Below are 22348 nucleotides of genomic sequence, written 5' to 3'. Positions count from 1 at the left end.
TGCTCCCCAGCTTGCAATCCCGGCTGCGAATGGGCCGGCTAGCGTCTGGGAATGGTGTTGAGGCGGCTGCGATCCCTCTGGCGTCAGCTGCTGCGACTGGAGCGCCCGCGCCAGTCGCCGGCAATCTGGCGCGCTCGAGACACGGTCTCGGTGCTTTTGGTGTGCGCCCTGGTGGCCCTGGTGGCGAGCTGGCCTTGGCTGGTGGAGCCCAGCCTGCGGCCCGGAATGGCGGCCCCGTTCACGCTGCGGGCCCCGCAGGCGGCCCGGGTGCTCGACAGTGATGCCCTGGACCAGCGCCGTCAGGCGCTGGTCCAGGGCATCACTGTCCAGGTGGTGGATGGGCAGACCAACCGACTGCTGAGCCAGAAGTTGGAGCAGGGTCTCAAGGCGGTGGAGCAGCAGGCCAACGCCGACCAACCACGCCTCGAACCGGTGCAGATCACCGCCCAGGAGCGCAGCTGGCTGAAGGGTCTGGGCAGCGCCGAGCTCACGGCCTGGGCCCGGGAGGTGCGCCAGGCCCAGTTGCGCATGCTCAGCCAGGGGCTGGCTCCCGGATTGGCTGAAGGGCACCTGCTGCAGGCCGCCAGCCTCCAACTGGAGTCGTTGGCGCCGATCCCGAGGGGGCTGGGCGCCAGGCTGCTGGCCGCTTCGCTGCAGGGCCACTCCAACCTGCGCAGTGACCAGGGCTTGAGCCAGCGGCGCATCGAGGCCCTGATCACCCAGCAGAGCATCCCCACGATCGTGGTGCAGCAAGGCGATCTGGTTACCCGCCAGGGGGAGCCCATCAGTCCCCAGGCTCTGGATGTGCTCGATTATTTCGGTCTGGTCAACCGACGGCCCCGCCCCCTGACCTGGCTGGGCCACTTCCTTGAGGCCCTGGCCGTGGCGGGGGTGATGGTGCTCGTGTTGCGGCGCTGGCGGGCCTGTCTGGAGCCACGGCAGGCCCTGCTGGCCCTGGGGGCCATGTTGGTGATGCAGGGCTTCACCCTCTGGTTGGGCCCCCTGGCCAGCCCCATGGTGCTGCTGGTGCCGCCGGTGTTGCTGCTGGCCCAGGGCCTGGGCACGGCCTGCGGCCTGGCCTGGCTGGCGGCGGCCAGCTTGCTATGGCCCCTACCCATCACGGGCCTGGTTGCCCTGCGGCTGCTGGTGGCCGTTGGCGTGGGCAGCGCAGCGGCGGTGACGGCCGGCCGGCAGCGCAACCGGGCCGAACTGCTGCAGCTGGCCGTGCTGCTGCCGGGGGCGGGCCTGGGAGTTCAGTATCTGCTGCTGCAGAGCCGCAGCCCGGCGGTGCAGGTAGACCTGCTCAGCGAGGCCCTGCTGCTGGGCGGGCTGTTGATGGCGGGACTGCTGCTGGCCCCACTGGTGGAGACCTTCTTCGGGCTTGTGACCCGGGCGCGGCTGATGGAGCTGGCCGACCTGCAGCGGCCGCTGCTGCGGCGGCTATCGGTTGAGGCGCCAGGCACCTTCGAACACACTCTGATGATCGCCGGCCTGGCTGAGGAGGGGGCTCGGGCGATCCAGGCCGATATCGACCTGGTGCGTACCGGGGCCCTTTATCACGACGTGGGCAAGCTGCATGGCCCCCAGTGGTTCATCGAAAACCAAGGGGAAGGCAGCAACCCCCACGACGCCCTTGATGACCCCGCCGCCAGCGCCCGAATCCTCCAGGCCCATGTGGATGAGGGGCTGAAGCTGGCCCGCCGCTATCGGCTGCCCCGGCCCCTCGCCGACTTTATCCCCGAGCACCAGGGCACTTTGAAGATGGGCTACTTCCTCCACCAGGCTCGCCAGAGGGATCCCAGTACCCCCGAACAGCGGTTTCGCTATCTGGGCCCCACGCCCCGCAGTCGGGAAACGGCAATCCTGATGCTGGCCGATGGCTGTGAAGCTGCCCTGCGCTCTCTGCCTCCTGGCACCAACGAAGCGGAGGCACGCCAGATGGTGCGTCGCATCGTGCAGGCGCGCCAGGCTGAAAACCAGCTGGTGCAGAGCGGGATCAGCCGGGCCGAACTAGAACTGCTGATCCGTGCCTTCGTGCGGGTGTGGAAGCGGATGCGCCACCGTCGCATCCCCTACCCGATCCCGGCCCGCAAGGCCTACAGCGCCTGATCCCGCCATGACCCTGCTCAGCTTCCGCGAGCTCCAGCGCCAGCTGAAGCCCGAATGGGGCCGCACCACCCAGGCCCAGGGGCCGGATGTGGATGTGCTGATGGTGCCGTCGCTGTCGATGGACCAGCGCCAGATCGACCTGGTGACTGGAGCCCACCACTACGAGGAGCGGCAGTTGTTCGCCCTGATGCGACTTCGGGATCCGGGGGTGCGCATGGTGTACACCACCAGCAAGCCCCTGGGGGAGCTGGTAGTGGATGCGGTGCTGGAGTTGCTGCCGGGCCTGCCCACCTCCCATGCGCGGCGGCGGCTGCACCTGCTCGATACCGACGATGCCTCCAGTCGGCCCCTCACCGCCAAGCTGCTGGAGCGGCCTGCCCTGCTGGCCCGCATAGCTGAGCTGCTGCGGCCAGGGCGCAGCTTCATCAACTGTTTTGTGGTGAGCGATCTGGAGCGGCAGTTGTCGGAGCGGCTGCAGGTGCCCCTGCTGGGCACCGACCCGGCCCTGGGCTACTGGGGCAGCAAGGCCGGCAGCCGGGAGCTGTTTGCCCGCTGCGGCGTACCCCATCCCCCCGGCTCGGCCCTCACCCACAACCTCGACGACCTGACGGAGGCCACCGCCGACCTCTGGGAGGCCCATCCCCAGCTGGGCAAGTGCGTCGTGAAGCTCAACGAAGGCTTCGGCGGCGAGGGCAACGCTTCCCTGGCCCTGGCCCCGCTCCAGCTGGCCGAGCTCGGTGCCGCCGGGCGGCGCCAGCGGCTGCGCCAGGCCCTTGAGCAGCTGCCGATGCCCTCCCCCAGCTGGCGTGAACAGCTGGGCCAGCAGGGGGCCCTGGTGGAAGCCTGGCTGGAGGGGGGCGAGGAGCTCAGCTCCCCCAGCGTGCAGGGCACGATTCATCCTGGCCACCCTGGCCATCCCGGCCTGGTGGAGATGCTCTCAAGCCATGAGCAGGTGCTCGGTGGCGCCAGTGGCCAGACCTACCAAGGCTGCACTTTCCCGGCGGCCGCTCCCTACCGGCAGGCCTTGATGCGCCACGGCCAGGCAGTGGGCGAGGCGCTGGCGGCGGAGGGGGCGCTGGAGCGCTACGCGGTGGATTTCATCGCCCGGCGCTTCGGCGACCGCTGGGACCTGCAGGCGATTGAGGTGAACCTGCGCCAGGGGGGCACCACCCACCCCTATCTCGCCCTCAGCGCGATCAGTGGCGGCAGCCTGGATCCGGCCAGCGGGCTCTACCACTCCCCCAGCGGCCAGCCATTGCATTACCGGGCCACCGATAACCTCACGGCTTCGGAGCTCCGCGGCCTGCTGCCGGTCGATCTGGTCGACATCGTCACCGAGGCTGGGTTGCACTTCGATCCAGCTAAGTTGCGCGGCAGCGTCTTTCACCTGCTGGGCTGTCTTTCCGAATACGGCAAGCTCGGCATGACCTGCATCGGCCGCAGTGCCGCAGAGGCTGCGGCGGTATACGCCGCCACCGAAGCCGAACTGCTTCGGGCCGCCCAGGTTCTCGGTAGGTAGGCTCCATCCATGGACCAGAGAGCTGGAACGGGCAAGTTACTGGCCCCCTTGCTGCCCCCCCTACTGGCACTTCTGCTGATCTCCTGCAATGGCGCCAAGCGGCAGCAGCAGCAGGCTGCTGAGCTCCGCCAAAGGCAACTAACTGCAATGTTGAGCCGCTGCCGCAGCCAGCAGGCGACTGTGCGGCAGCAGGTTGAGAACCTTGCCAGCACTAACGTCCGGCTCAGCCGGCTCAGCCTGCAGACCTACACCTCGCTGCCGCGGCCCCCGGCTCCGGATCCAGAGCTGCTGGCGCGCTTCACCCGGGAAGATCAGGAGCTGGAGCTGGAGCGCCATGGCCAGGCCCTGGAGCGCTGGCGCCAGGCGGATCGGGCTGGGAAACGCCGCTGGCAGGAGCAGCAGCAGGCCCGCCGGGGGGCGCTTATCGCCGGGCGAGAGCAGGCCCTAGCCGAGCTCAGCCGGCTGGGTGTGGCTCCCACCGCTGAGGCCCGCGCCGCCTGGAGCAGCTGTGACCAGGCCCAACTTGAGGCTCTGAAGTCGGCACAAGCCGGTTTGGTTTTGCAGCGGGGACGTTAAAGTCCCTGCAAGCGAATTAGCCCTTGGGATGGCCCAGAGCCAGGATGGCGACCCCAAGCCCCGTTCCCGCCGCCCCCAGCGGCGCCAACTCTTCTGCCCTGCCCATCCGGAGCAGCGAATTGAGGGCAACGGCAAGAAGTATTTCCTGCACCTGCTCAACGCTGAGCAGCTCCAGGCCCGGGGCATGCCCGATAAGAAGGCCCGGCTGGTAATCCAGGCATATCCGGTGCTGGTGCTGAGCAACGAGTGGCTCGAGGAGCTCTTCTGCCCGGCCTGCGGCACCAGCTGCTGGTGCCATGTCACCCGCCATGATCGGGTGGAGCACACGGTGCGCTGGGCGCCGCGGGACCTCTGGGAGCAGGTGGCCCATGTGGATCCGATCGTAGCCAACCCGTCGGTGAGCGAATACAGCCGCAGGGAGGCAAGCCGGCTTAACCAGAAGCGCAGGGACGGCAAGCGATTTTTTGATGCCGGCTAGGCCTAGTCCTAGGCCTAGAGGCGCACCAGCTGCTGCTGAAGTTGCTGGCGAAACAGGTCCACCGTGTTCTGCAGGCCCGTGGCCAGGGGAATGCGGGCCTGCCAGCCAAGGGCGCTGAGGCGACTGACATCCAGCTGCTTTTTCGGGGTGCCATCGCTCTGGCTGGAGTCCCAGACGATCTCGCCGCGGAAGCCGGTTGCCTCGGCCACCGCCTTGGCCAGCTGGCCGATCGAGAGATCCAGGCCGGTGCCCACATTGAGATAGGGGATTGCCTCGGGCCCAGGGCTCCAGTGCTCGAGGGCAAACAGGCAGGCTTCACCGAGGTCGTCCACATGCAGGAATTCCCGCAGCGGCGTGCCTGTGCCCCAGCAGCTCACCTGGGTGCCCAGTCCCTGCTCGGGGCGCTCGGAGGCTTCGTGGAAGCGGCGGATCAGTGCCGGCAGCACGTGACTGTTGGTGGGGTGGTAGTTGTCGCCCGGCCCATAGAGATTGGTGGGCATCAGGCTGATGGCGTCGAATCCGTATTGCCGGCGCAGCGCTTCGCACAACTTGAGGCCGGCGATCTTGGCGATCGCATACCACTCATTGGTGGGCTCGAGCGCCCCGGTGAGCAGGGCTTCCTCCCGAATCGGCTGCTCGGCAAATTTGGGGTAGATGCAGCTGCTGCCCAAAAACAGCAGTCGCCGCACGCCCGAGCGCCAAGCGCTCTCGATCACGTTGGTCTGGATCTTGAGGTTGTCCAGCAGGAAATCGGCCGGGTAGGTGGCGTTGGCGTGGATACCGCCCACCTTGGCGGCCGCCAGCACCACCACCGAGGGGTGCTCGGCGTCAAACCAGCTGGAAACGGCCGCCCCATCGAGCAGGTCGAGCTCGCTGCGGGGGGGGGTGAGGATCTGGCCATAGCCGGCGGCGCTGAGGGCCCGCACGATCGCCGAGCCCGCCATGCCCCGGCTGCCGGCCACGAAGATCCGATCCTGGGGCTGGATCAGGGGCGCATTGCCCATGGTGGGCCCGCTGCTCATGGCTGGATCGCTTCGCGGGCCTGCTCGATGGCCATGGGGTTGGTGGGCGGGTTTTCCATCGACCCCACCACCGCAAAGCCCTTGAGCCGCAGGATCGCTTCTTTTTTGGCCTCTTCCTTGTCGGCTGCAACCATTTCGGCCACCAGCTCCTCAAGGGTGGTGGTGGGAACCCAGCCCAACTTCTCGCGGGCCATGGTGGGATCCCCCAGCAGGGTTTCCACCTCAGCGGGGCGGAAGTAGCGGGGGTCGATGCGCACCACCACTTCGCTGCTGCCAGAGCGGCGGCCGATCTCATGGATACCCTCACCTTGCCATTCGATGCCCCCCCAGCCGAGCTGCTCGGCGGTGAGCTCGATGAAGCGGCGCACCGTTTCCTGCCGGCCGGTGGCGATCACGAAGTCTTGCGGGGGCCCTTCCTGCTGGAGCATGCGCCACTGCATCTCCACATAGTCGCGGGCGTGGCCCCAGTCCCGCAGGGAGTCGAGGTTGCCCATGTAAAGGCAATCGTCGAGCCCCGCATCAATGCGGGCCAGGCCGCGGGTGATCTTGCGGGTCACAAAAGTTTCACCCCGGCGCGGGGATTCGTGGTTGAAGAGGATGCCGTTGCAGGCATACATGCCGTAGGCCTCCCGGTAGTTGACGGTGATCCAGTAGCCGTAGAGCTTGGCCACGCCGTAGGGGGAACGGGGATAGAAGGGGGTAGTTTCTTTCTGGGGGATCTCCTGCACCAGGCCGTAGAGCTCGGAGGTGGAGGCCTGGTAGATGCGGGTTTTGGAGCTGAGGCCGAGGATCCTTACGGCCTCGAGGATGCGCAACGGGCCGAGGGCGTCGCAGTCTGCCGTGTATTCGGGGCTCTCGAAGGAAACGGCTACATGGCTCTGGGCGCCGAGGTTGTAGATCTCATCGGGCTGCACCTGCTGGATGATCCGGATCAGGTTGGAGCTGTCCGTGAGGTCGCCGTAGTGCAGTTGCAGCTTGGGGGCCTGGCCCTCGCTGCCGGTCTCGTGGGGATCCTGATAGAGGTGATCGATCCGCTGGGTGTTGAAGCTGCTGGCCCGGCGCTTGATGCCATGCACGCTGTAGCCCTTCTCCAGCAACAACTCGGCCAGGTAGGAGCCGTCCTGGCCGGCGACGCCGGTGATCAGGGCGGATTTGGAGGCGGAATTGCTTACGGTCATCTATGCGCCAGGATTTGGGGGCGTGCCCATGATGGCCGGGAATTATCTCTCAGGCAATCTTAGCTTTCAGGCTATTTTCAGTCCTGCCGGCGCGGTATGGCTGAGCTGGGTAAGCAGCATCAAATGGGCTGCCGTCGGGCCGGTGCCAGGGTGAACTTGGAGCATGTAGTCAAGGGCGTTCTGCCTGCTCAGACCATGCTCCCGCATCAGCCAGGCCAGGCAGACCAGGGGCGAGCGTTCGATCGCCGCCACACAGTGGACAAACACCGGCCCATGGCTGCGCAGCTCAGCCAAAGCCGCCAGGGCCTGCTCCAGTTGGCCAATGCTGAGGGCGGCCTGGCTGCGGTGGTCTGGCAGCACCAGGCGACGACAGTGGAAGCGCTCCTCTAGGTCGGGCGGAGCTGCTTTTTCCTCGGTGGAGCAGAGGCTGAGCACCGCCGTGATGCCCTCGGCTTCCAACCTGTTCAGATGCCTAGAGGCCACCGGCGCGGGGCCGAGGGCTAGGTCTTGAACCAGCACCCAACTGATTGGGAAGGCTGAGATGGTGATCATTTGGAAATGATAAAGCTTCCGATCACAGTTCAGCACATTGATCAGAGATGTCAATTGGTGAGCTGGGCAGCATTATTCGTAGTGCTACTGGGTGCTTCGTACTGGGGCTCTTAAATGTAAATAAATTTAGGGGGCACAGTGTTATCTCAGTACCCAGCTGTTTGAAAGCATGGATAGCTGTTAGCTGTGGAGGGTAAACCCTTTTTCAAGGGGATAATAGGGATGTTCTCCACGGTTGCTAATTGGTGCGAGAGCAAATCAGCGATTATTGACAACTTCTATGAAGCCCAGGATACCTAAAATAGGACTTAGAGGGGTGACGACCGCAGTTAGCGCGTCGCTGGTCACAGCAAGCCCGCTGCGATTCACCACTACGGTATCGCCATCGCGTAGGGGCGGATTCTTGCTGTTAGATGCACCCTGGCTCAGGTCGAGGGCAAATTTCTTACGGGTGGCCGTGCCGTTGCGGTTGATCCGCACTAATTCCACATCGCCCCGATTGGCCCGCCATGCGATTGGCCCGCCTGCCGCCAACACCGCCTGCACCAAGGGGGTGTTGGCCGGCACCTGAACGCGGCCGGCGCCTTTCACCTCGCCAACCACGTTCACTGTGATGTCTTGAGGAGCCAGGGTTGTGGAGGAGAGTTCGATCATTTCGGGCACGGGCTCGGTCGCCGCTTCGATCCGAATAGTGTCGCCATCAAATAGGAGGGGATTCTGCTGTTGGTCACCCTCGAGGATCAGGGCCAACAGATTGAGCCGGGTGCGCTTGTAAGCTCCTGCCTCCCCAGGCAGGCGCCGTTGCAACATTACGCTGCGCAGGTCGGCGTCGGACGTGATGCCGCCTGCCTTGGCGATGGCATCCACCAAGGTTGGCAGGCCCTCATTGCTAACGGCAACGTCCCCTCGAGATTCATTACTAGCTTGCGAAAGTGTGTAGAGGCCCGGATGGGATACCTGGCCCACCAGTGCCACGCGCAGTGGTCTGGGGGTGACCACCGAAAGCTGCAATTCTGGACGCAGTAACTGGCGTTTATAAAGGGTTTCCAGCCACTGGCTGGCCTGGGAAAGGGTCAGACCCGTAAGTCGCACGTTGCCGAGCAGGGGCAAACTGGCGGTGCCATCGCTGAGCAGGTTGAACGGCCCTGATAGTTCCGTTGCCGCCAAGAAGCGCAGCGAGAGGGAATCCCCCGGCCCTAGGATGTATGCATCTTCCTGATCGCCAGACAGCATCTGGGCTCGTACCCCTGCCAGAGGGGAGAGACTCAGCACAAGCGAAGCCGCTACGGCGAAGTGGCGGAGACGGCCTCGCTTCATCACTGGGCAAGTACAAGTCACGTAATTGTAGCGGGCGCGCAAGGGGCAATTTTTTTGAATTTCGCTATGGTTGTGGCAACTTAGGCGATGCGAGTCGCTTGACTAGGATGGCCCCGTTAAATTCCACCCCCCAAGTTGATAGGCTTTCCCCGAGCCCGGCCCAGCTAGCCAGGCTGCCAGTGAGTCAAGTCTCTGGCTCGGATGAAACCCCGACCGAATCGGAGGGATTAAATCTGGGTGAGCTCTGGCAAGCCGTGCGCCGCAGGCGACGTCTGGCCCTGTTGGTTGGGACGGTAGTGGCCGCCAGCGCCTTTGGCTCAACCCTCTGGGAGAGGACCTTCTCGCCCATCTACCAGGGTAGCTTTCAGTTGTTGATCAGTGACCCCATCAGCACTGGGGATGGTGCTGGCGCCGAAGGTGGCACGGTTGAAACTTTGGCTCGCAACCGCACCAGCATTGACTTCCCCTCCCTGGTGGAAACCCTGCGGAGCCCGATGGTTCTCGACCCCCTGCGCCGTCAGCTCGGGCCAGCCGGGGGGCTGCTCGGTGCAGCCCAGGTGAGCCAGGTAGCGGAAGGAGTCTTGTCAGTATCGCTCTCTGGCAGTAAGCCGAGCGAGATCCAAGCAGCCCTCGACAGCCTCAGCGCGGCCTATCTGAATTTCGCCATTGATCAGCGCCAGCGTCAGCTTAATGAGGGCCTCAAGTTCCTCGATGAGCAGGAACCAAAGCTCCAGTTCACCGTCAACCAGCTCCAGGGTCAACTGGCCGCCTTCCGGCGGCGCTACAACCTGCTCGACCCGGAGATCGAGGCCGGCGCACTTAAAACCGAATCATCTGGTTTTGACGGTGTGGAGCGGGAGCTGGATGCTGAACGCAGCCGCCTTGAGAAGTTGCGCCAAGGAGTGGTGGCGGGCACCCTCACCTCCTCCGGCTTCAGTACCGCTTCAGATTCAGGGGTCACCGTCACCCAGGCAAACGGCGACCTTCTGGCCCAGTTGCAGGGCGTCGAGGAGCAACTCAGCCTGGCCCGCTCCACCTATCGAAGCGATACGCCCCGCATGCAGAGCCTTACGGCCCTGCGCGCCCGCCTGGCAGGCCAGTTGCGCAGCAACCAGCTCGAAGCTATTGATACGGCCCTCAAGCTCAATGCCGCCCGGGCCAGCACCCTTGCAGGCCAACGCCGCCAGGTTGATCGCAGGTTCCTGAAGCAACCGGCCCTGATCAAGGATTACGAACAGATCCAGCAGCGGCTCACGGTTGCCCAGCAGAACCTTACCAACTTCCTCACCACCCGCTCCACCTTCCAGCTGGAGCGGGCCCAGAAGTCGGTGCCCTGGACTTTGCTCTCGCCGCCCGCTGTGGATGGCAATCCGGTTGCCCCCAAGTTGCGCCAAGGCCTAACGAAGGCTATATTATTCGGCTTAATTGCAGGGATGGGAGCGGCGATCCTGCGCGATCGCTTCGACCACGTCTTTCGCCGTTCTGGCGAGGTGCGTGATCAGCTCAAGTTGCCCCTGCTGGGCCATATTCCCCACCTGCCCTTCTTCCAAGGTGTGGCGGAGACTGGGCGCTTTCAGGTGGAAGAACTCGATAGGGATTCGGCGAGCCTTGGCTCGATGGCTGGCCCCTATCTGACCGGCTCAACTCCAGGAGCGCAGGTTTACCAGCGCTTCGCCTATAAGGAGGCCTTTCGAAACCTCTACACCTCCCTTCGCTTCCTCAGCACAGACCAAAAGCTACTCACTGTGGGTCTCACCAGTTCGACTCCTGGCGAAGGCAAGAGCCTGGTGAACGTATTGCTGGCTAAAACAGTCTCTGAAATGGGCCAACGGGTGCTGTTGATTGATGCCGATATGCGCAAGCCCCAAGTCCATCTCCGTCTTGGTCTCAACAATCTGCTGGGTCTCTCCAGTCTGCTGACTGAAGATGACCATTGGGGTAAGGCCTTGGTGCCTGTTCCGGGCTATGAAAACTGGTGGGTTATTCCTGCCGGTCGCCGACCGCCCGATCCCACCCGCCTGCTCAGCGCTGATCGCATGAAGGAACTAATTCGAGATATTAGCCAGTCGGGCCAATTTGATCTGATCCTGTTCGACACCCCCCCGGTCCTAGGCATGGCCGATACTGCCCTGCTGACCCAGCACCTCGACGGTCTGATCCTGCTGGTGTCCCTTGACGGGGTTGATCGGAACCTGCCTAAGGAGGCCCTCGCTAGGATCAGTGCAACGGGGGCGCCCTTGCTTGGACTAATAACTAATGCTATTAAAGAGGAGGAAACGTCTCCAAATGAAACCCTATATCAAAGATATGGCTATGCTGAAGCTGATGGAGAACCAGATCATGCCCAAATTCCGGCCTCTTCAGCTGGTTGGATGCCGTCCCAGCTCCTCACGCTGCGCAAGCGGGGCAAGGCTCTGCTGCACTGGATCGATGGCTAGTTCCCTGCCAGCCGCTTTGCTGCTGCTGTTAACCGGCGCCCACCCCGCCGCAGCCTTCACCTGGACCCTCGGCCCGCCGCCGCCCCTTCCCCCCCTGCCCAGGGCTGACCTGACCACCGCAAAGCCCCAGCCCCAGGCGCTCCCGGTCAAGGCCGCATACCCCGGCTGGGAAGTGGTTGCCCAGGCTCAGAAGCCCCGCTGGGAAATAGTTCCTGCCCCAGGTTCCACCCCTGCCGCCAGCATCACCCTGGCCTCGGCCAACCCTCGCTGGGAGCGGGTGCCTGCCCACGAGCGCATTCTCCACTCCCAGGTTCTGGCCATTGTTGCCACACCTGATCCGATGGAGCTAGTTCAGCTTGATCGGCCAGCCCTGCGTTGGGAATCGGTCCCTGCTCCCCAGCCCACCTATGCCGCCTACGGCTCGATCGAAAGTTCAGCCGTCCGGCCCGTGCTCGGCCGCCGGGTCTGGTTCCGCTTCTAAGGGTGCCTCTCCAGCAGCCTGATTAGCCTCAGCCGATTGTAGCGCTGTATCCAAATACAGGGCAGGTTGAAGCAGTAGGCAAACAGCAGGTTGAGCAGCACTTCCGCCGGCGCCAGCCAGCTGGATGTGACGATCCAGAAGGGCCAAAGCAGCAAGTGGACCAGTTCTGCCCTTCTGGTTTCCAGCACCAGCCGCTCGAGATCGGCACGATTGCGGCCCACCAAGGCCTCCTTGGCTACCCCTTTTGGTAAGGCATTACCTGCATCGGGGAGCCAGCCCTTCCAGCGACGAATTGCCAGGCGCCGCTCGAAGGCCTGGCGGCTTTCCCGCCAAGGTCGCCGCCAGATCCAGTGCCCCGCTGCTAGCCAGCTGGCTGGAATCCGGTTGGCCAGGGCTCCCACCAGCAGGCTCCAGCAGAGCCAGCCTAGGGCGCATTGCAGAACGGCCAGGGAAGCGCTGGCGCTCATGGCCGCAGCAGCTCCTCGGTGAGGGGCTTCAGGGCCCGCGCCGAGCGCAGCAGTTGGGGATGGGCCCACACCGGCAGCATCTGGCGTCTGCCGACCGGCAATACGGCCCGCCAGCCCGGCAGCACCGCCAGATCGATAGCTGAGTAAAAGCTGCAGCACTCGATCCCAGCCAGGTTGCTGAGGTTGCCGTTGAGCTGCTCCAGCAGTTGGCTGCCATACCTGAGATCGGCTATGCCAGCCAGCAGGCGAGCCGGCCAGGGGTGGGCGGTGAGGGTGCCCTGCTGGGGACTGCCCACGCTGGTCAGGCGGCGGGTGCGCCGGTGGCCCCCAAGCAGTTGCACCCAGGTGCGGGCGATCACCCCGCCGATCGAGAAGCCCAGCAGGTCTAGGGGCTGCTCGCACCCGAAGGCCGCCTCGATGTGGCTGCCCAGCAGTTCCGCCGCTTCCCGCACGGGGGTGAGCCCGAGCCGCAAGGGCAGATCTGGCAGCAGCAGGGGCTGGCGCCGGTTGGCCAGGGAACGTTTGAGGCCGTTAAACACCAGCGGGCTATCCAGCAGCCCATGCACAAGCACCAGGGGAGGGCTGGGCTGGCCGCCCGGGTCATCGAGATGTGAAGACCTGGTGCCGTTCTCGCCGCAATCAGCCATGGCTCCTAGGATTTTCTTAAGATTCAGTTTGCATGAGGTGTTGGTGCGGCTGTCCTCCCTGTTGGCTCTAGCAGCTCTGGTTGGCTTTGTGATCGTTGAGGTGGTGCTGCGCCCGGCCTGATCGGCAGCGACCAACACCACTGCAGCGGGTCAGGGCTCCTAGGGTCTAATACCTACCGGCCCCTTTCCGCCGGCTTCCATCTGTCCCCGGCAGCCCATGCTGAACACCCTTGCTTTTGTGCTCGCCGGGAGCCAGGAGCTGCCCGGGGAAGACGTGGATTGGCAGCAGTTGGTCGGTGCCCAGCAGAGGGGCCCGGGGCTGGGACGCTCGCTGCGGATCTTCCGCCTCCCGGATGGCTGGTCGGGCACCCTCGACCAACTTGTGGGCAGCAGCAGCGCCACCATCACCGGCGAAGACCCCCTACCCGACCCCTTGCCAGGTTCTCCCCCCCGCCGTGCACTGATTTGCGACGCCCTCGTTCCCCAATTGGAGGTGCCATCTCTGTGGATCGGCGTCTACGCCCTCAGCGGCCTGGCCTGGCCGGAGGGGGAGCGGCCGGCCGGCGGCCCGCCGCTGCAGCTGCAGGCGGTGCAGTTGGTGGATCGCTTCGCGCTGACGGAGGCGGAGAACGAAACCTGCTGGTTCTATCCCACCGACAACGGCTCCTATCTCTGCTGGGAAAACCAGCTCAGCCTCACCAAGTTGCCCGGCTGGCTCCCCGAGCAGGGGATCCATGGGACGCCGATCGCCTATGACCGGGGCGAGGTGCATGTGCTCTGGTCGCTGATGGCCGACGATGTCGCCCTCACCTGTGTGGGGCTCACCTACCAGCGGCGGCGAATCGAGTGGCCCCTGACCCGGTGCACTCCAGAACCCAGCGCCACCTGGACCTGGTTTGAGGTCGACACCATGGCCGACCCCAGTTATCGGGAACACGCCAAGATCAGCGTGTTCCCCCAGTGACGCTCCTGCAGTAACTCAGCGCACGAACAGCATCTCCTGGTAGGTGGGCAAGGGCCAGAGGTTGTCGTCCACCAGGGCCTCCAGGCCATCAACCACGCCCCGCAGTTCCGCCATCAAAGGCACCAGGGTGTCGGCGCTATAGCGCATATGGGCTTCGGTGCCATGGGGTGGATTCTCAATTGCACCCTGCAACTGGCCGCTGATGTCCATCAGGGACTGGCACAGTTCGGCAACCTGCTTGGAGCTTTCCGGGCATACCTGGATGCCGAGGGAGCTCTGCAGTTGCAGGGATTCGGCCAGTTCGCCCAGATAGCGGATTGCCGCCGGATACACCTGGGTGCGGGCGATCTGGACGGCCAGCTTGGCCTCCACATCGATCGCCAGGATGTACTGCTCGGCGTAGACCTCAAAACGGCTCTGCAGCTCGACGGCCGAGAGCACGCCCGTGCGCTCGAACAACTCGCGGATAGCCGGCCGCTCCAGCACCGGCAGGGCATCGGCGGTGGTGCGGAGGTTTTCCAGGCCCCGCTCCGCCACTGCCATGTGGTGCCATTCTTCCGAGTAGCCGTTGCCGCCGAACACCACCGCGCCGTGGTTGGTGATCGTGGTCTTGAGCACAGCCAGGGCCCCCTCCTCCAGGCCGAAACCGCTGGAGAGCTTGGTTTCCAGTTCGCCGGCAATCCAGTTGAGCGAGTCGGCCAGGATCGTGTTGAGTGTCACCAGCGGCCCCGCCACCGACTGGTTCGAGCCGACGGCGCGGAATTCGAAGCGGTTGCCGGTGAAGGCGAAGGGCGAGGTGCGGTTGCGATCGCCGGCGTCCTTGTCGAATTCCGGCAGGGTGTCCACGCCGAAGTTCATCACGCCGCCGATCGCAGAGCCGGAGAGCCGGCCCTCGCGGATCTGGTTGAACACATCTTCGAGCTGGCTGCCCAGATAAACCGAGATGATCGCCGGTGGCGCTTCGTTGGCGCCCAGGCGGTGGTCGTTGCTGGCGGTGGCGATCACTGCCCGCAGCAGAGGGCCATACAGGTGCACGCCCCGGATCACGGCTCCGCAGAAGAGCAGGAACTGGAGGTTTTCGTGGGGCGTCTTGCCCGGATCGAGCAGGTTCCCCTGGGTGGCGTTGCCGATCGACCAGTTGACGTGTTTGCCCGAGCCATTGATGCCGGCAAAGGGTTTCTCGTGCAGCAGGCAGGCCAGGCCATGCTTCTTGGCGGTGGCTCGCAGGATGGTCATCGTCAGCTGCTGGTGGTCTGTGGCCACGTTCGCGGCTTCGAAGAAGGGCGCGATCTCGAACTGGGAGGGTGCCACCTCGTTGTGGCGCGTCTTGGCCGGGATCCCAAGCTTGTACATCTGCCGCTCCACCTCCTGCATGAACACCTGCACCCGCTCCGGGATAGCACCGAAGTAGTGGTCGTCAAACTGCTGACCCTTGGCCGACGGCCGACCGAACAGGGTGCGGCCGGCTAGCAGCAGATCAGGCCGCAGGGGCACGTAGGCGCTGTCGATCAGGAAGTACTCCTGCTCAGCGCCGCAGCTGGAGTTGACCGGGGCGATGTTGGTTTCACCCAACAGGCTGAGCAGCTTGTGGGCCTGCTTGTTCACCGCGGCGATCGAGCGCAGCAGGGGCGTTTTCTTGTCGAGGGCTTCGCCGGTCCAGGACACAAACACCGTCGGGATGCAGAGGGTGAGGCCATTGGGTGTCTCCATCAGATAGGCCGGACTGGTGATGTCCCAGGCGGTGTAGCCGCGGGCCTCGAAGGTGGAGCGGATGCCGCCGTTCGGGAAGGAGGAGCCGTCTGGCTCGCCCTGCACCAGCACCTTGCCGGTGAATTCGGTGAAGGCCGTGCCGTCGCCCTGGGGGGAGATGAAGCCGTCGTGCTTCTCGGCGGTGGAGTTGGTGAGTGGGTAGAAGACGTGGGAGTAATAAAGGGCGCCGCGGGCGGTGGCCCATTCCTTCATCGCCTGGGCTACCACGTTGGCCACCGAAACGTCGAGCTTGCTGCCCTCCTTGATGGTGCGCTGCACCGACTTGAAAATCTCCTTCGGCAGCGCCGCCTTCATCTTGTCCAGCGTGAAGACGTCACTGGCCCACAGCTCATCGAGTGACTGGATCGGTGCGGTGGCAATGGGTTGGCGGCTGAGAATCTTCTCGATGGCATCGAGGCGGGGCTGGGAGGGCATGGGTTCGCCGGGGGACATCAATCAATACCTACCCAAAGCCTTCGAGCTGCCCTGAAATTGCCGCCGTTGTTACCACTCGAGCGATTCGACCTCAAAATTGTCTGGCTTTCCCCACAGCCTCCCTGCCAATTCCAGCTATTCCATTCAGAATTTCATTTTGGAAATGGTGCGGATGGCCTCTGCCGAAAGCAAGGCGCTGGTTGAATCGATGCAGCGTCATCTCTTTTTCAGTCAGGCCAAATCCGCCTCCTTGGCCACCCGCCACGACCACTACCGCTGCCTGGCCCTGGCGGTGCGCGACCGCCTGCTGCGCAACTGGGTGGATACGGCTGACACCTACACCCGCGAGCACGTGCGCACCGCCACCTACCTGTCGGCGGAATACCTGCTCGGCCCCCACCTCGAAAACAACCTGGTCAACCTGGGCCTGGTGGAGGCGGCCCGGCAGGCCTGCACCAGCTTGGGCCTGAACCTCCAGGAGCTGATCGCTGAGGAGCCCGAGCCCGGCCTGGGCAATGGGGGCCTCGGCCGGCTGGCCGCCTGCTTCCAGGAGTCGATGGCAACCCTGGAACTGCCGGCCATCGGTTACGGCATCCGCTACGAATTCGGCATCTTCCGCCAGCAGATCACACCCCATGGCCAGGTGGAGAGCACGGACCCCTGGCTGGCCCAGGGCAACCCCTGGGAGTTGATCCGGCCCGAGTGGAGCTACCCGGTGCAGATCGGTGAGCACACCGTGATCGGCGTGGCCTACGACACACCGATCCTTGGCTACGGCGTCAACACCGCCAACACCCTGCGGCTGTGGTCGGCGGTGGCACCGGAGGCCTTCGACTTCGCCTCCTTCAACGCAGGTGACTACACCAGGGCCGTGCTGCGCAAGATGCAGTCGGAAACCCTCTCCAAGGTGCTCTACCCCAACGACGAACTCGACCAGGGCAAGCGGCTGCGCCTCTCCCAGCAGATCTTCTTCGTCAGCTGCTCCCTCCAGGACATGTTCCGCATCCTGCGGGGCCAGGGCCTGGAAGTGACCGAATTCCACCACAAGTTTGCGGTGCAGCTCAATGACACCCATCCCGCCATCGCCGTCGCCGAGTTGATGCGGCTGCTGCTGGACGTCCACGGCGTCGACTGGGACACCGCCTGGTCGATCACCACCGCCAGCATCAGCTACACAAACCACACCCTGCTGCCCGAGGCCCTCGAAACCTGGGGGGTGGAGCTGTTCGAGCAGCTGCTGCCGCGCCAGCTGGAGATCATCTACGAGATCAACTCCCGCTTCCTGCGCATGGCTCGGATTCGCTACCCCGGAGATTTCCAAATTCTGCAGCGCATCTCCCTGATCGAAGAGGGCCCCCAACGGCGGGTGCGCATGGCCAACCTGGCAGTGGTTGGCAGCCACCACGTCAATGGCGTTGCCGAGTTGCACAGCACCCTGCTCAAGCAGCACCTGTTCGCCGACCTGGCTCGGATCTGGCCGGAGCGCTTTACCAATGTCACCAACGGCGTCACCCCCCGGCGCTGGCTGGCGGTGGCCAATCCTCCCCTGGCAACCCTGCTGGACGAGGTGATCGGGGAGCGCTGGCGCACCCATTTGGAGGAGTTGGAGGGGCTGGCGCCCTATGCCGATGACCCGGCCTTCCTCGAGCGCTGGCAGGCGGTGCGGGATCTCGGCAAGCAGCGCCTGGCCCAGTACATGCGCAAGGAGTTGGGGGTGCTGGTGGACCACAACTCCCTCTTCGATGTGCAGGTGAAGCGCATCCATGAATACAAGCGCCAGCACCTGGCGGCCCTGCAGATCGTCGAGCGCTACCTGCGCATCCGTGAGGGGGAGAACCTGCCGCCCCGCACCTTCGTGTTCGGCGGCAAGGCGGCGCCGGGCTACGCCATAGCCAAGCTGATCATCAGGCTGTTGGTGGGTATTGCCGATGTGGTGAACATGGATCCGGCCATGGATGGGCGCCTCAAGGTGGTGTTCCTGCCCAATTTCAGCGTCAGCCTGGGCCAGCTGGTGTATCCGGCGGTTGACCTCTCCGAGCAGATCTCCACCGCTGGCAAGGAGGCCTCCGGTACCGGCAATATGAAGATGGCGCTCAACGGGGCCGTGACGATCGGCACCCTCGATGGGGCCAACATCGAGATCCGCGATTGCGTTGGGGCGGAAAACTTCTTCCTCTTCGGCCACACCGCCGAGCAGATCGAGCAGCTGGGCCACAGCGGTTACCACCCCATGCCCTGGATCGAGCAGGATCCGGTTGTGCGGCAGGCCCTGGAGCTGATTGGCTCGGGCTATTTCAGTGAGGGCGATGGGGAGCTGTTTCACCCGCTGCTGGCCAGCCTCACCAGCCATGACCCCTTCCGGGTGATGGCCGATGTGGCCGATTACCGTCGCGCCCAAAATGAGGTGGATGGGGCCTGGATTAACCGCAGCCGCTGGGCCCGGATGTCCCTGCACAACACGATGAAGTGCGGCTTCTTCAGCAGCGACCGCTCGATTGCCGACTATGCCGAGCGGATCTGGAAGGTGGCGCCGGTGCGGGTGCAGGCCAGTGCCGATGCGCCGGTGCCCTAGCCGGCAGCCGCTGCCACCGGTTGGCTCTGAGGGGTCTCCTTGAGGGATGGGAAGTTGGCCCCCATCCAGGCAGAGAGGGCAGGGCCAACCTGGGCGCGAAAGGCGGCGGCCCCAGCCGCATCCAGCACCGGGTAGGAGCGGGCGCCCTCCGGGCGCAGGGGTTTCCAGTTGCTGCTCTCCTTTTGCTTGAGGGCCAGCAGCGGGGCGTCGAAGTCGAAGCTGAGCAGTCGGCCCTGACTGGCGATGGCCTCGATCCAGGCCTCCCGGGCGGCCAGCAGTCCCTTGGCCTTGAGGGTGTCCGGCAGGCCGAGCACCGGTTGGAGCTGCTCGAGGGCCGCCAGCTCCGCCTCCAGCAGGATCACCCAGGCGGCCTCTTCATCGGCTGCGAGCCCCACTTCGGCGGCGCTGGCGAGCATGGCATCGCGGTAGAAGCTGAGCCAGCGGTAATGGGACTTCTCCTTGATCGTCTTCTTCACGGAACCCTTGCCATGGGCGGCCCGTTTGGGCAGGGCGGCCTCGGCCCGGCGCAGCAACACCCGGTCCTCCGGCTCGAGGTTGATGGCCCCCCAGCGCTGGCGGTACTCCCAGAGCTCCTCGTACTGGCGCACCTCCTCGGCGGTCCAGCCCAGTTCGCGGAGTTCCTCACCCCTGCTTGCTTCGTCCTTCGCCACCAGCTCGCCTGTTGCACTGGCTCGCAGCGTAGAGGTCAGCGCACAACCAGCACCGGACAGGGGCTCTGGCTGAGCACCCGCTGGGTTTCGCTGCCCAGAAGCACCCCCTCCAGGCCGCGGCGCCCGTGGGAGGCCATCACGATCAGGTCGGCGCCAAGGCGCCCGGCGGCCTCCAGAATTGCGCCATGGGGCAGGGCATGCACCACCGTTTCGCGGCCCCAGGGCACGGCGGCGGCCTCCGCCATCGCGCCAGCTTCCGTCAGGATTTGCTCGGCCCGGGCTCGTGCCGCCTTCACCAGGGTGTCGACCGTGTGCGGATCCACCAGCTCGCCCACGCCCACCAGGGAGATCGGGAAGTTGGTCTGCACGTGAAACAGGGTGAGCCGCGCCCCGATCGCCCCGGCGAGCTCCACTGCTTGGGCTACGGCCTGGCTGGAGAGCTCCGAGCCATCTGTGGGCACCAGCAGGTGGTGAAAGGTCATCAGCTGCGCAGGGGATCGCTGATCACCAGCGTGGAGCACTAGAGCCGGCCCAGCAACCGACTCACCCGCGTGCTGGCGGTAATCGGCAGGTCGCCAAACAGGCCCCCCAGCAGCGGCAGGGCGAAGACTGTCAGCCGGTTATCGCTGAGCCAGCTTGAGATCACGCGGCTTCGGCTTCAGGCACTGCCCTTCCAGCCCGCCAGGTGGGAGGCAGCCTTGGATTTGGCCAGGGCCATGGCCCGCGGCAGGGCAGGCTCGAGCTGCTCGGAGCTGAAGGGGGGTAAGGGCCGGCTGCGCAGCCAGGCTCCCCAGCGAAATTCATGGAAGGGGATCAGCGGCGCTGGCTCGATCACCCCCTCTTTTTTCAGTTTCCACACCAGGCTTCGGTAGGGGTCGTCCTGGAGACCGGTCAGCTGGGCGGGCAGGGCTGAGGGCGACAGGGGCCCCAGGCCGCGGCCGTCGTAGAGATACAACCAGCCCCGTTCCTTCAGGATCTCCAGCACCTGCAGCGGGTCGTCGCTGTCGAGCTCGAGCACAACGTAGCCAAAGGCGGTGGCGCCAGGGGCGATTTCGATCAGGGCCCGCAGCCGGTGGTGGCGATCCACCATCCACATCTGGCCGGCCCGGTTGCGCACCAGGGGAACCGGCTTGCTGCCCAGGTAGGAGCGGCGTTCGCCGGCATCCTCTGCGCTGAAGTCCCGCAGCCGGCTGCGCACTTCGGCCAGCCCCACGCAGAGCTGGGTGGGACGGAGCTGGGCAATGGGAATTTCCAGCAGTTCGCTGGCCGGGCCCGGGGCAGGCAGCTCCTGGTAGGGGGGGAGGCGCAGGGCCATTGCGGCTTGGGCAGCCTGAAGACCCCCTATCCTGCCGGCTGACTTGCGGGAATAGGGTCGCAGCAAGTGTGATCTGCCATGGCTTCCCCCTCCGGTCTTGACCTCAGCCAAGGCCCCCACGGACCGATTGGGGTTCTGGTGTGCGGCCACGGCAGCCGCAACCGCCTGGCGGTGGCTGAATTCGCCCAGCTGGCCCGGGGCCTGCAGGCCCAATTGCCCGCGGTGCCGGTGGAATACGGCTACCTGGAATTCGCCCGGCCAATCTTGCGTGATGGCCTCGACGCCCTGCGGGCAAAGGGGGTGGGCCAGGTGCTGGCGGTGCCGGCCATGTTGTTTGCCGCCGGCCATGCCAAAAACGACATCCCCTCGGTGCTGAACACCTACGCAGCCGAAACTGGCCTGCGCATCGACTACGGCCGGGAGCTGGGCATCGACCTCAACATGATTCAGGCAGCCGGTGCCCGGATCCGCGAAGCCCTGGCCCAGGCCCCGACCGATGTGCCTCTGCACGAGACCCTGCTGGTGGTGGTGGGCCGGGGCTCCTCCGATCCGGATGCCAATTCCAATGTGTCCAAGGTGACCCGGATGCTCGTGGAGGGCTTTGGTTTCGGCTGGGGCGAAACCGTCTATTCCGGCGTCACCTTCCCTTTGGTGGAGCCCGGTTTGCGCCATGTGGTCAGGCTTGGCTACCGCCGTGTAATCGTCTTTCCCTACTTTCTGTTTTCAGGGGTGTTGGTCAGTCGGATCCGGCAGCACACCGAGCGGGTGGCGGCAGACCACCCGGAGGTGGAGTTCCTGCAGGCTTCCTACCTGGCTGACCACCCCCTGGTGCTGGGCACCTTCGTCGAGAGGGTTGCCGAGGTGGTGCGGGGTGACACCCAGATGAACTGCTCCCTGTGCAAGTACCGGGCCCAGGTGCTCGGCTTTGAAACGGAAGTGGGGGCTCCCCAGCACAGCCACCACCACCACGTTGAGGGCCTCACCGATGGCTGCGATCTCTGTGAGCGGGAGTGCACTGGCGCCTGCCAGCCCGATGGCGTTCCCCTGCCCGCAGCTGGCCATCACCACGAGCACAGCCATCACCACCAGAACAGCCATCACCACGCCCCCTATCCCCACGCAGACCACCCACTGGGTCCAGGCACCCTGCGCAAAGGCGGCGGGACTGGCGGGTGAGGGAATCGGGATCGATCAGGCCGTGCAAGCGTCTCGGCGCGGGACGAGTCTTGCCGGACCAGGGCGCATAAGCTCTGCTGACCAATGGCGGCTTTCCCCATTTCGCCCCCCTTTTCCCCAGTTTTGCTGGGGTTTTTCCACAAAAAAGCGCTCAAGGCTCCCCGTGGAGTCTTGCTGCTGGGGAAATCAGCCAAAGGTTCAGCTTGCCCTTGACAGCCCGGGGCCCCGCTACCCCACCCCACTCCTGCGGGCCGTCAGCTCCCGCAGGAGACCGTCAGCACAGGCGATCTCAATCCGGATTGGGATGGGTTTGGCGATGGCGGTGCGATTTGACCGACCCCCCTTCCCTGTGGCGTACTTAAGCCACCGCAGCGGGGCCCTCCCCAGCCGATGAGCACTGAACGCCTCCACCTTCAACGCTGCATGGAGAGCTGTATTGAGAGCTGCATGGAGCCCGGCATCGAGCAGGAGGCCGCCAGCGTCAGCTTGGAGGCGGAGGTGCCGGAGGTTTTGTTCGAGGGCATGAAGGAATTTCTGCTCCAGCATCCCCAGTGGGACCAATACCGGCTGATTTCTTCAGCCCTGGCCAGCTTTCTATTTCAGAACGGCTGCAGCGATCAAAACGTCGCCCAGCATTACCTAAACGGGTTTTCCCTCAACAGCTGAGCCCAAAGCCCCCAGC

At 64.9% G+C, this 22348-nt stretch carries 22 protein-coding genes; 11 read left to right on the top strand and 11 right to left on the bottom strand.

The genetic code is table 11. The annotated features are described in order from the left end of the window. Nucleotides 1–51 precede the first annotated feature (51 nt). Genes H8F27_RS01905 through H8F27_RS01890 form a run of 4 tightly spaced genes read left to right on the top strand, consistent with a single transcriptional unit; the run spans nt 52 to nt 4682 of the window. Nucleotides 52–2109: an HDIG domain-containing metalloprotein gene (locus H8F27_RS01905; protein WP_197150846.1), complete on the top strand. Its 2058-nt coding sequence runs from the start codon at nt 52–54 to the stop codon at nt 2107–2109. Between the two features lie 7 nt (nt 2110–2116). After that, on the top strand, nt 2117–3628 hold the full coding sequence (locus H8F27_RS01900) for a peptide ligase PGM1-related protein (RefSeq protein ID WP_197150845.1): 1512 nt from the start codon (nt 2117–2119) through the stop codon (nt 3626–3628). Between the two features lie 9 nt (nt 3629–3637). Beyond that, a complete protein-coding gene (locus tag H8F27_RS01895) occupies nt 3638–4204 on the top strand; it encodes a hypothetical protein (protein WP_197150844.1) in 567 nt (188 codons plus the stop codon). A 28-nt stretch (nt 4205–4232) separates the two neighbouring features. Then, nucleotides 4233–4682, top strand: coding sequence for a hypothetical protein (locus H8F27_RS01890; RefSeq protein WP_197150840.1), 450 nt, complete (start codon nt 4233–4235; stop codon nt 4680–4682). 14 nt (nt 4683–4696) lie between these two features. Here H8F27_RS01890 and H8F27_RS01885 read toward each other — a convergent pair whose 3' ends face one another. The 4 genes from H8F27_RS01885 to H8F27_RS01870 form a co-directional block, all read right to left on the bottom strand. Then, nucleotides 4697–5704 (bottom strand): GDP-L-fucose synthase, encoded by a 1008-nt coding sequence (locus tag H8F27_RS01885; protein ID WP_231596453.1) that lies wholly within the window; start codon nt 5702–5704, stop codon nt 4697–4699. Continuing rightward, a complete protein-coding gene (gene gmd, locus H8F27_RS01880) occupies nt 5701–6882 on the bottom strand; it encodes a GDP-mannose 4,6-dehydratase (protein ID WP_197150838.1) in 1182 nt (393 codons plus the stop codon). The genes H8F27_RS01885 and gmd overlap by 4 nt, the downstream gene beginning before the upstream one ends. Nucleotides 6883–6948: 66 nt before the next feature. After that, nucleotides 6949–7434, bottom strand: a complete 486-nt coding sequence (locus H8F27_RS01875; RefSeq protein WP_197150836.1) for a dual specificity protein phosphatase — start codon at nt 7432–7434, stop codon at nt 6949–6951. 258 nt (nt 7435–7692) lie between these two features. Continuing rightward, nucleotides 7693–8667, bottom strand: a complete 975-nt coding sequence (locus tag H8F27_RS01870) for an SLBB domain-containing protein (RefSeq protein ID WP_231596452.1) — start codon at nt 8665–8667, stop codon at nt 7693–7695. A gap of 263 nt (nt 8668–8930) precedes the next feature. Between H8F27_RS01870 and H8F27_RS01865 the strand changes: the two genes are divergently transcribed. Beyond that, nucleotides 8931–11189 carry a polysaccharide biosynthesis tyrosine autokinase gene (locus H8F27_RS01865; RefSeq protein ID WP_197150828.1) on the top strand — a complete coding sequence of 753 codons (2259 nt, stop codon included), beginning with the start codon at nt 8931–8933 and terminating at the stop codon, nt 11187–11189. After that, nucleotides 11182–11670 (top strand): hypothetical protein, encoded by a 489-nt coding sequence (locus H8F27_RS01860; protein WP_197150821.1) that lies wholly within the window; start codon nt 11182–11184, stop codon nt 11668–11670. The genes H8F27_RS01865 and H8F27_RS01860 overlap by 8 nt, the downstream gene beginning before the upstream one ends. Here H8F27_RS01860 and H8F27_RS01855 read toward each other — a convergent pair. Beyond that, nucleotides 11667–12137 carry a hypothetical protein gene (locus tag H8F27_RS01855; RefSeq protein ID WP_197150820.1) on the bottom strand — a complete coding sequence of 157 codons (471 nt, stop codon included), beginning with the start codon at nt 12135–12137 and terminating at the stop codon, nt 11667–11669. The genes H8F27_RS01860 and H8F27_RS01855 overlap by 4 nt on opposite strands. Beyond that, nucleotides 12134–12784: a triacylglycerol lipase gene (locus H8F27_RS01850; protein ID WP_231596451.1), complete on the bottom strand. Its 651-nt coding sequence runs from the start codon at nt 12782–12784 to the stop codon at nt 12134–12136. Before H8F27_RS01850 ends, H8F27_RS01855 begins: the two co-directional genes overlap by 4 nt. On the opposite strand from H8F27_RS01850, the gene H8F27_RS17915 reads away from it, so the two are divergent. Then, nucleotides 12783–12905 (top strand): hypothetical protein, encoded by a 123-nt coding sequence (locus H8F27_RS17915; protein ID WP_255517722.1) that lies wholly within the window; start codon nt 12783–12785, stop codon nt 12903–12905. The two genes, H8F27_RS01850 and H8F27_RS17915, sit on opposite strands and share 2 nt — an antisense overlap. A 96-nt stretch (nt 12906–13001) precedes the next feature. Then, nucleotides 13002–13748: a hypothetical protein gene (locus H8F27_RS01845; RefSeq protein WP_197150818.1), complete on the top strand. Its 747-nt coding sequence runs from the start codon at nt 13002–13004 to the stop codon at nt 13746–13748. A gap of 15 nt (nt 13749–13763) precedes the next feature. On the opposite strand, the gene H8F27_RS01840 is transcribed toward H8F27_RS01845, so the two are convergent. Continuing rightward, nucleotides 13764–15932, bottom strand: a complete 2169-nt coding sequence (locus H8F27_RS01840; protein ID WP_197150816.1) for a glutamine synthetase III — start codon at nt 15930–15932, stop codon at nt 13764–13766. 172 nt (nt 15933–16104) lie between these two features. Here H8F27_RS01840 and H8F27_RS01835 point away from each other — a divergent pair, with 172 nt between their 5' ends. Next, nucleotides 16105–18504, top strand: coding sequence for a glycogen/starch/alpha-glucan phosphorylase (locus H8F27_RS01835; RefSeq protein ID WP_231596450.1), 2400 nt, complete (start codon nt 16105–16107; stop codon nt 18502–18504). On the opposite strand, the gene H8F27_RS01830 is transcribed toward H8F27_RS01835, so the two are convergent. The 4 genes from H8F27_RS01830 to H8F27_RS01820 are packed head-to-tail and all read right to left on the bottom strand — an operon-like array spanning nt 18501 to nt 20490. Beyond that, the gene (locus tag H8F27_RS01830) at nt 18501–19175 is read right to left on the bottom strand and encodes a hypothetical protein (RefSeq protein ID WP_197150813.1); all 675 of its coding nucleotides are present in this window, start codon (nt 19173–19175) and stop codon (nt 18501–18503) included. The two genes, H8F27_RS01835 and H8F27_RS01830, sit on opposite strands and share 4 nt — an antisense overlap. Nucleotides 19176–19210: 35 nt before the next feature. Then, the gene (locus H8F27_RS01825; protein ID WP_197150812.1) at nt 19211–19657 is read right to left on the bottom strand and encodes a universal stress protein; all 447 of its coding nucleotides are present in this window, start codon (nt 19655–19657) and stop codon (nt 19211–19213) included. 38 nt (nt 19658–19695) lie between these two features. Next, nucleotides 19696–19821 carry a hypothetical protein gene (locus H8F27_RS17910; protein ID WP_255517721.1) on the bottom strand — a complete coding sequence of 42 codons (126 nt, stop codon included), beginning with the start codon at nt 19819–19821 and terminating at the stop codon, nt 19696–19698. 12 nt (nt 19822–19833) lie between these two features. Then, on the bottom strand, nt 19834–20490 hold the full coding sequence (locus H8F27_RS01820; protein WP_197150811.1) for a ParB-like protein: 657 nt from the start codon (nt 20488–20490) through the stop codon (nt 19834–19836). Nucleotides 20491–20568: 78 nt separating this feature from the next. Here H8F27_RS01820 and H8F27_RS01815 point away from each other — a divergent pair, with 78 nt between their 5' ends. Together H8F27_RS01815 and H8F27_RS01810 are read left to right on the top strand one after the other, a co-directional pair. Continuing rightward, nucleotides 20569–21666: a sirohydrochlorin chelatase gene (locus H8F27_RS01815; RefSeq protein WP_197150810.1), complete on the top strand. Its 1098-nt coding sequence runs from the start codon at nt 20569–20571 to the stop codon at nt 21664–21666. A 390-nt stretch (nt 21667–22056) separates the two neighbouring features. After that, complete coding sequence (locus H8F27_RS01810) at nt 22057–22332, top strand: DUF2811 domain-containing protein (protein WP_197150809.1); 276 nt, start codon at nt 22057–22059, stop codon at nt 22330–22332. Nucleotides 22333–22348: the final 16 nt, after the last annotated feature.

It is taken from the genome of Synechococcus sp. CBW1108 (genome assembly GCF_015840335.1).
GTDB lineage: Bacteria > Cyanobacteriota > Cyanobacteriia > PCC-6307 > Cyanobiaceae > Cyanobium_A.
Note: the sequence above shows the minus strand (reverse complement) of the source record. Positions and strands in the feature narration are given on the sequence as shown.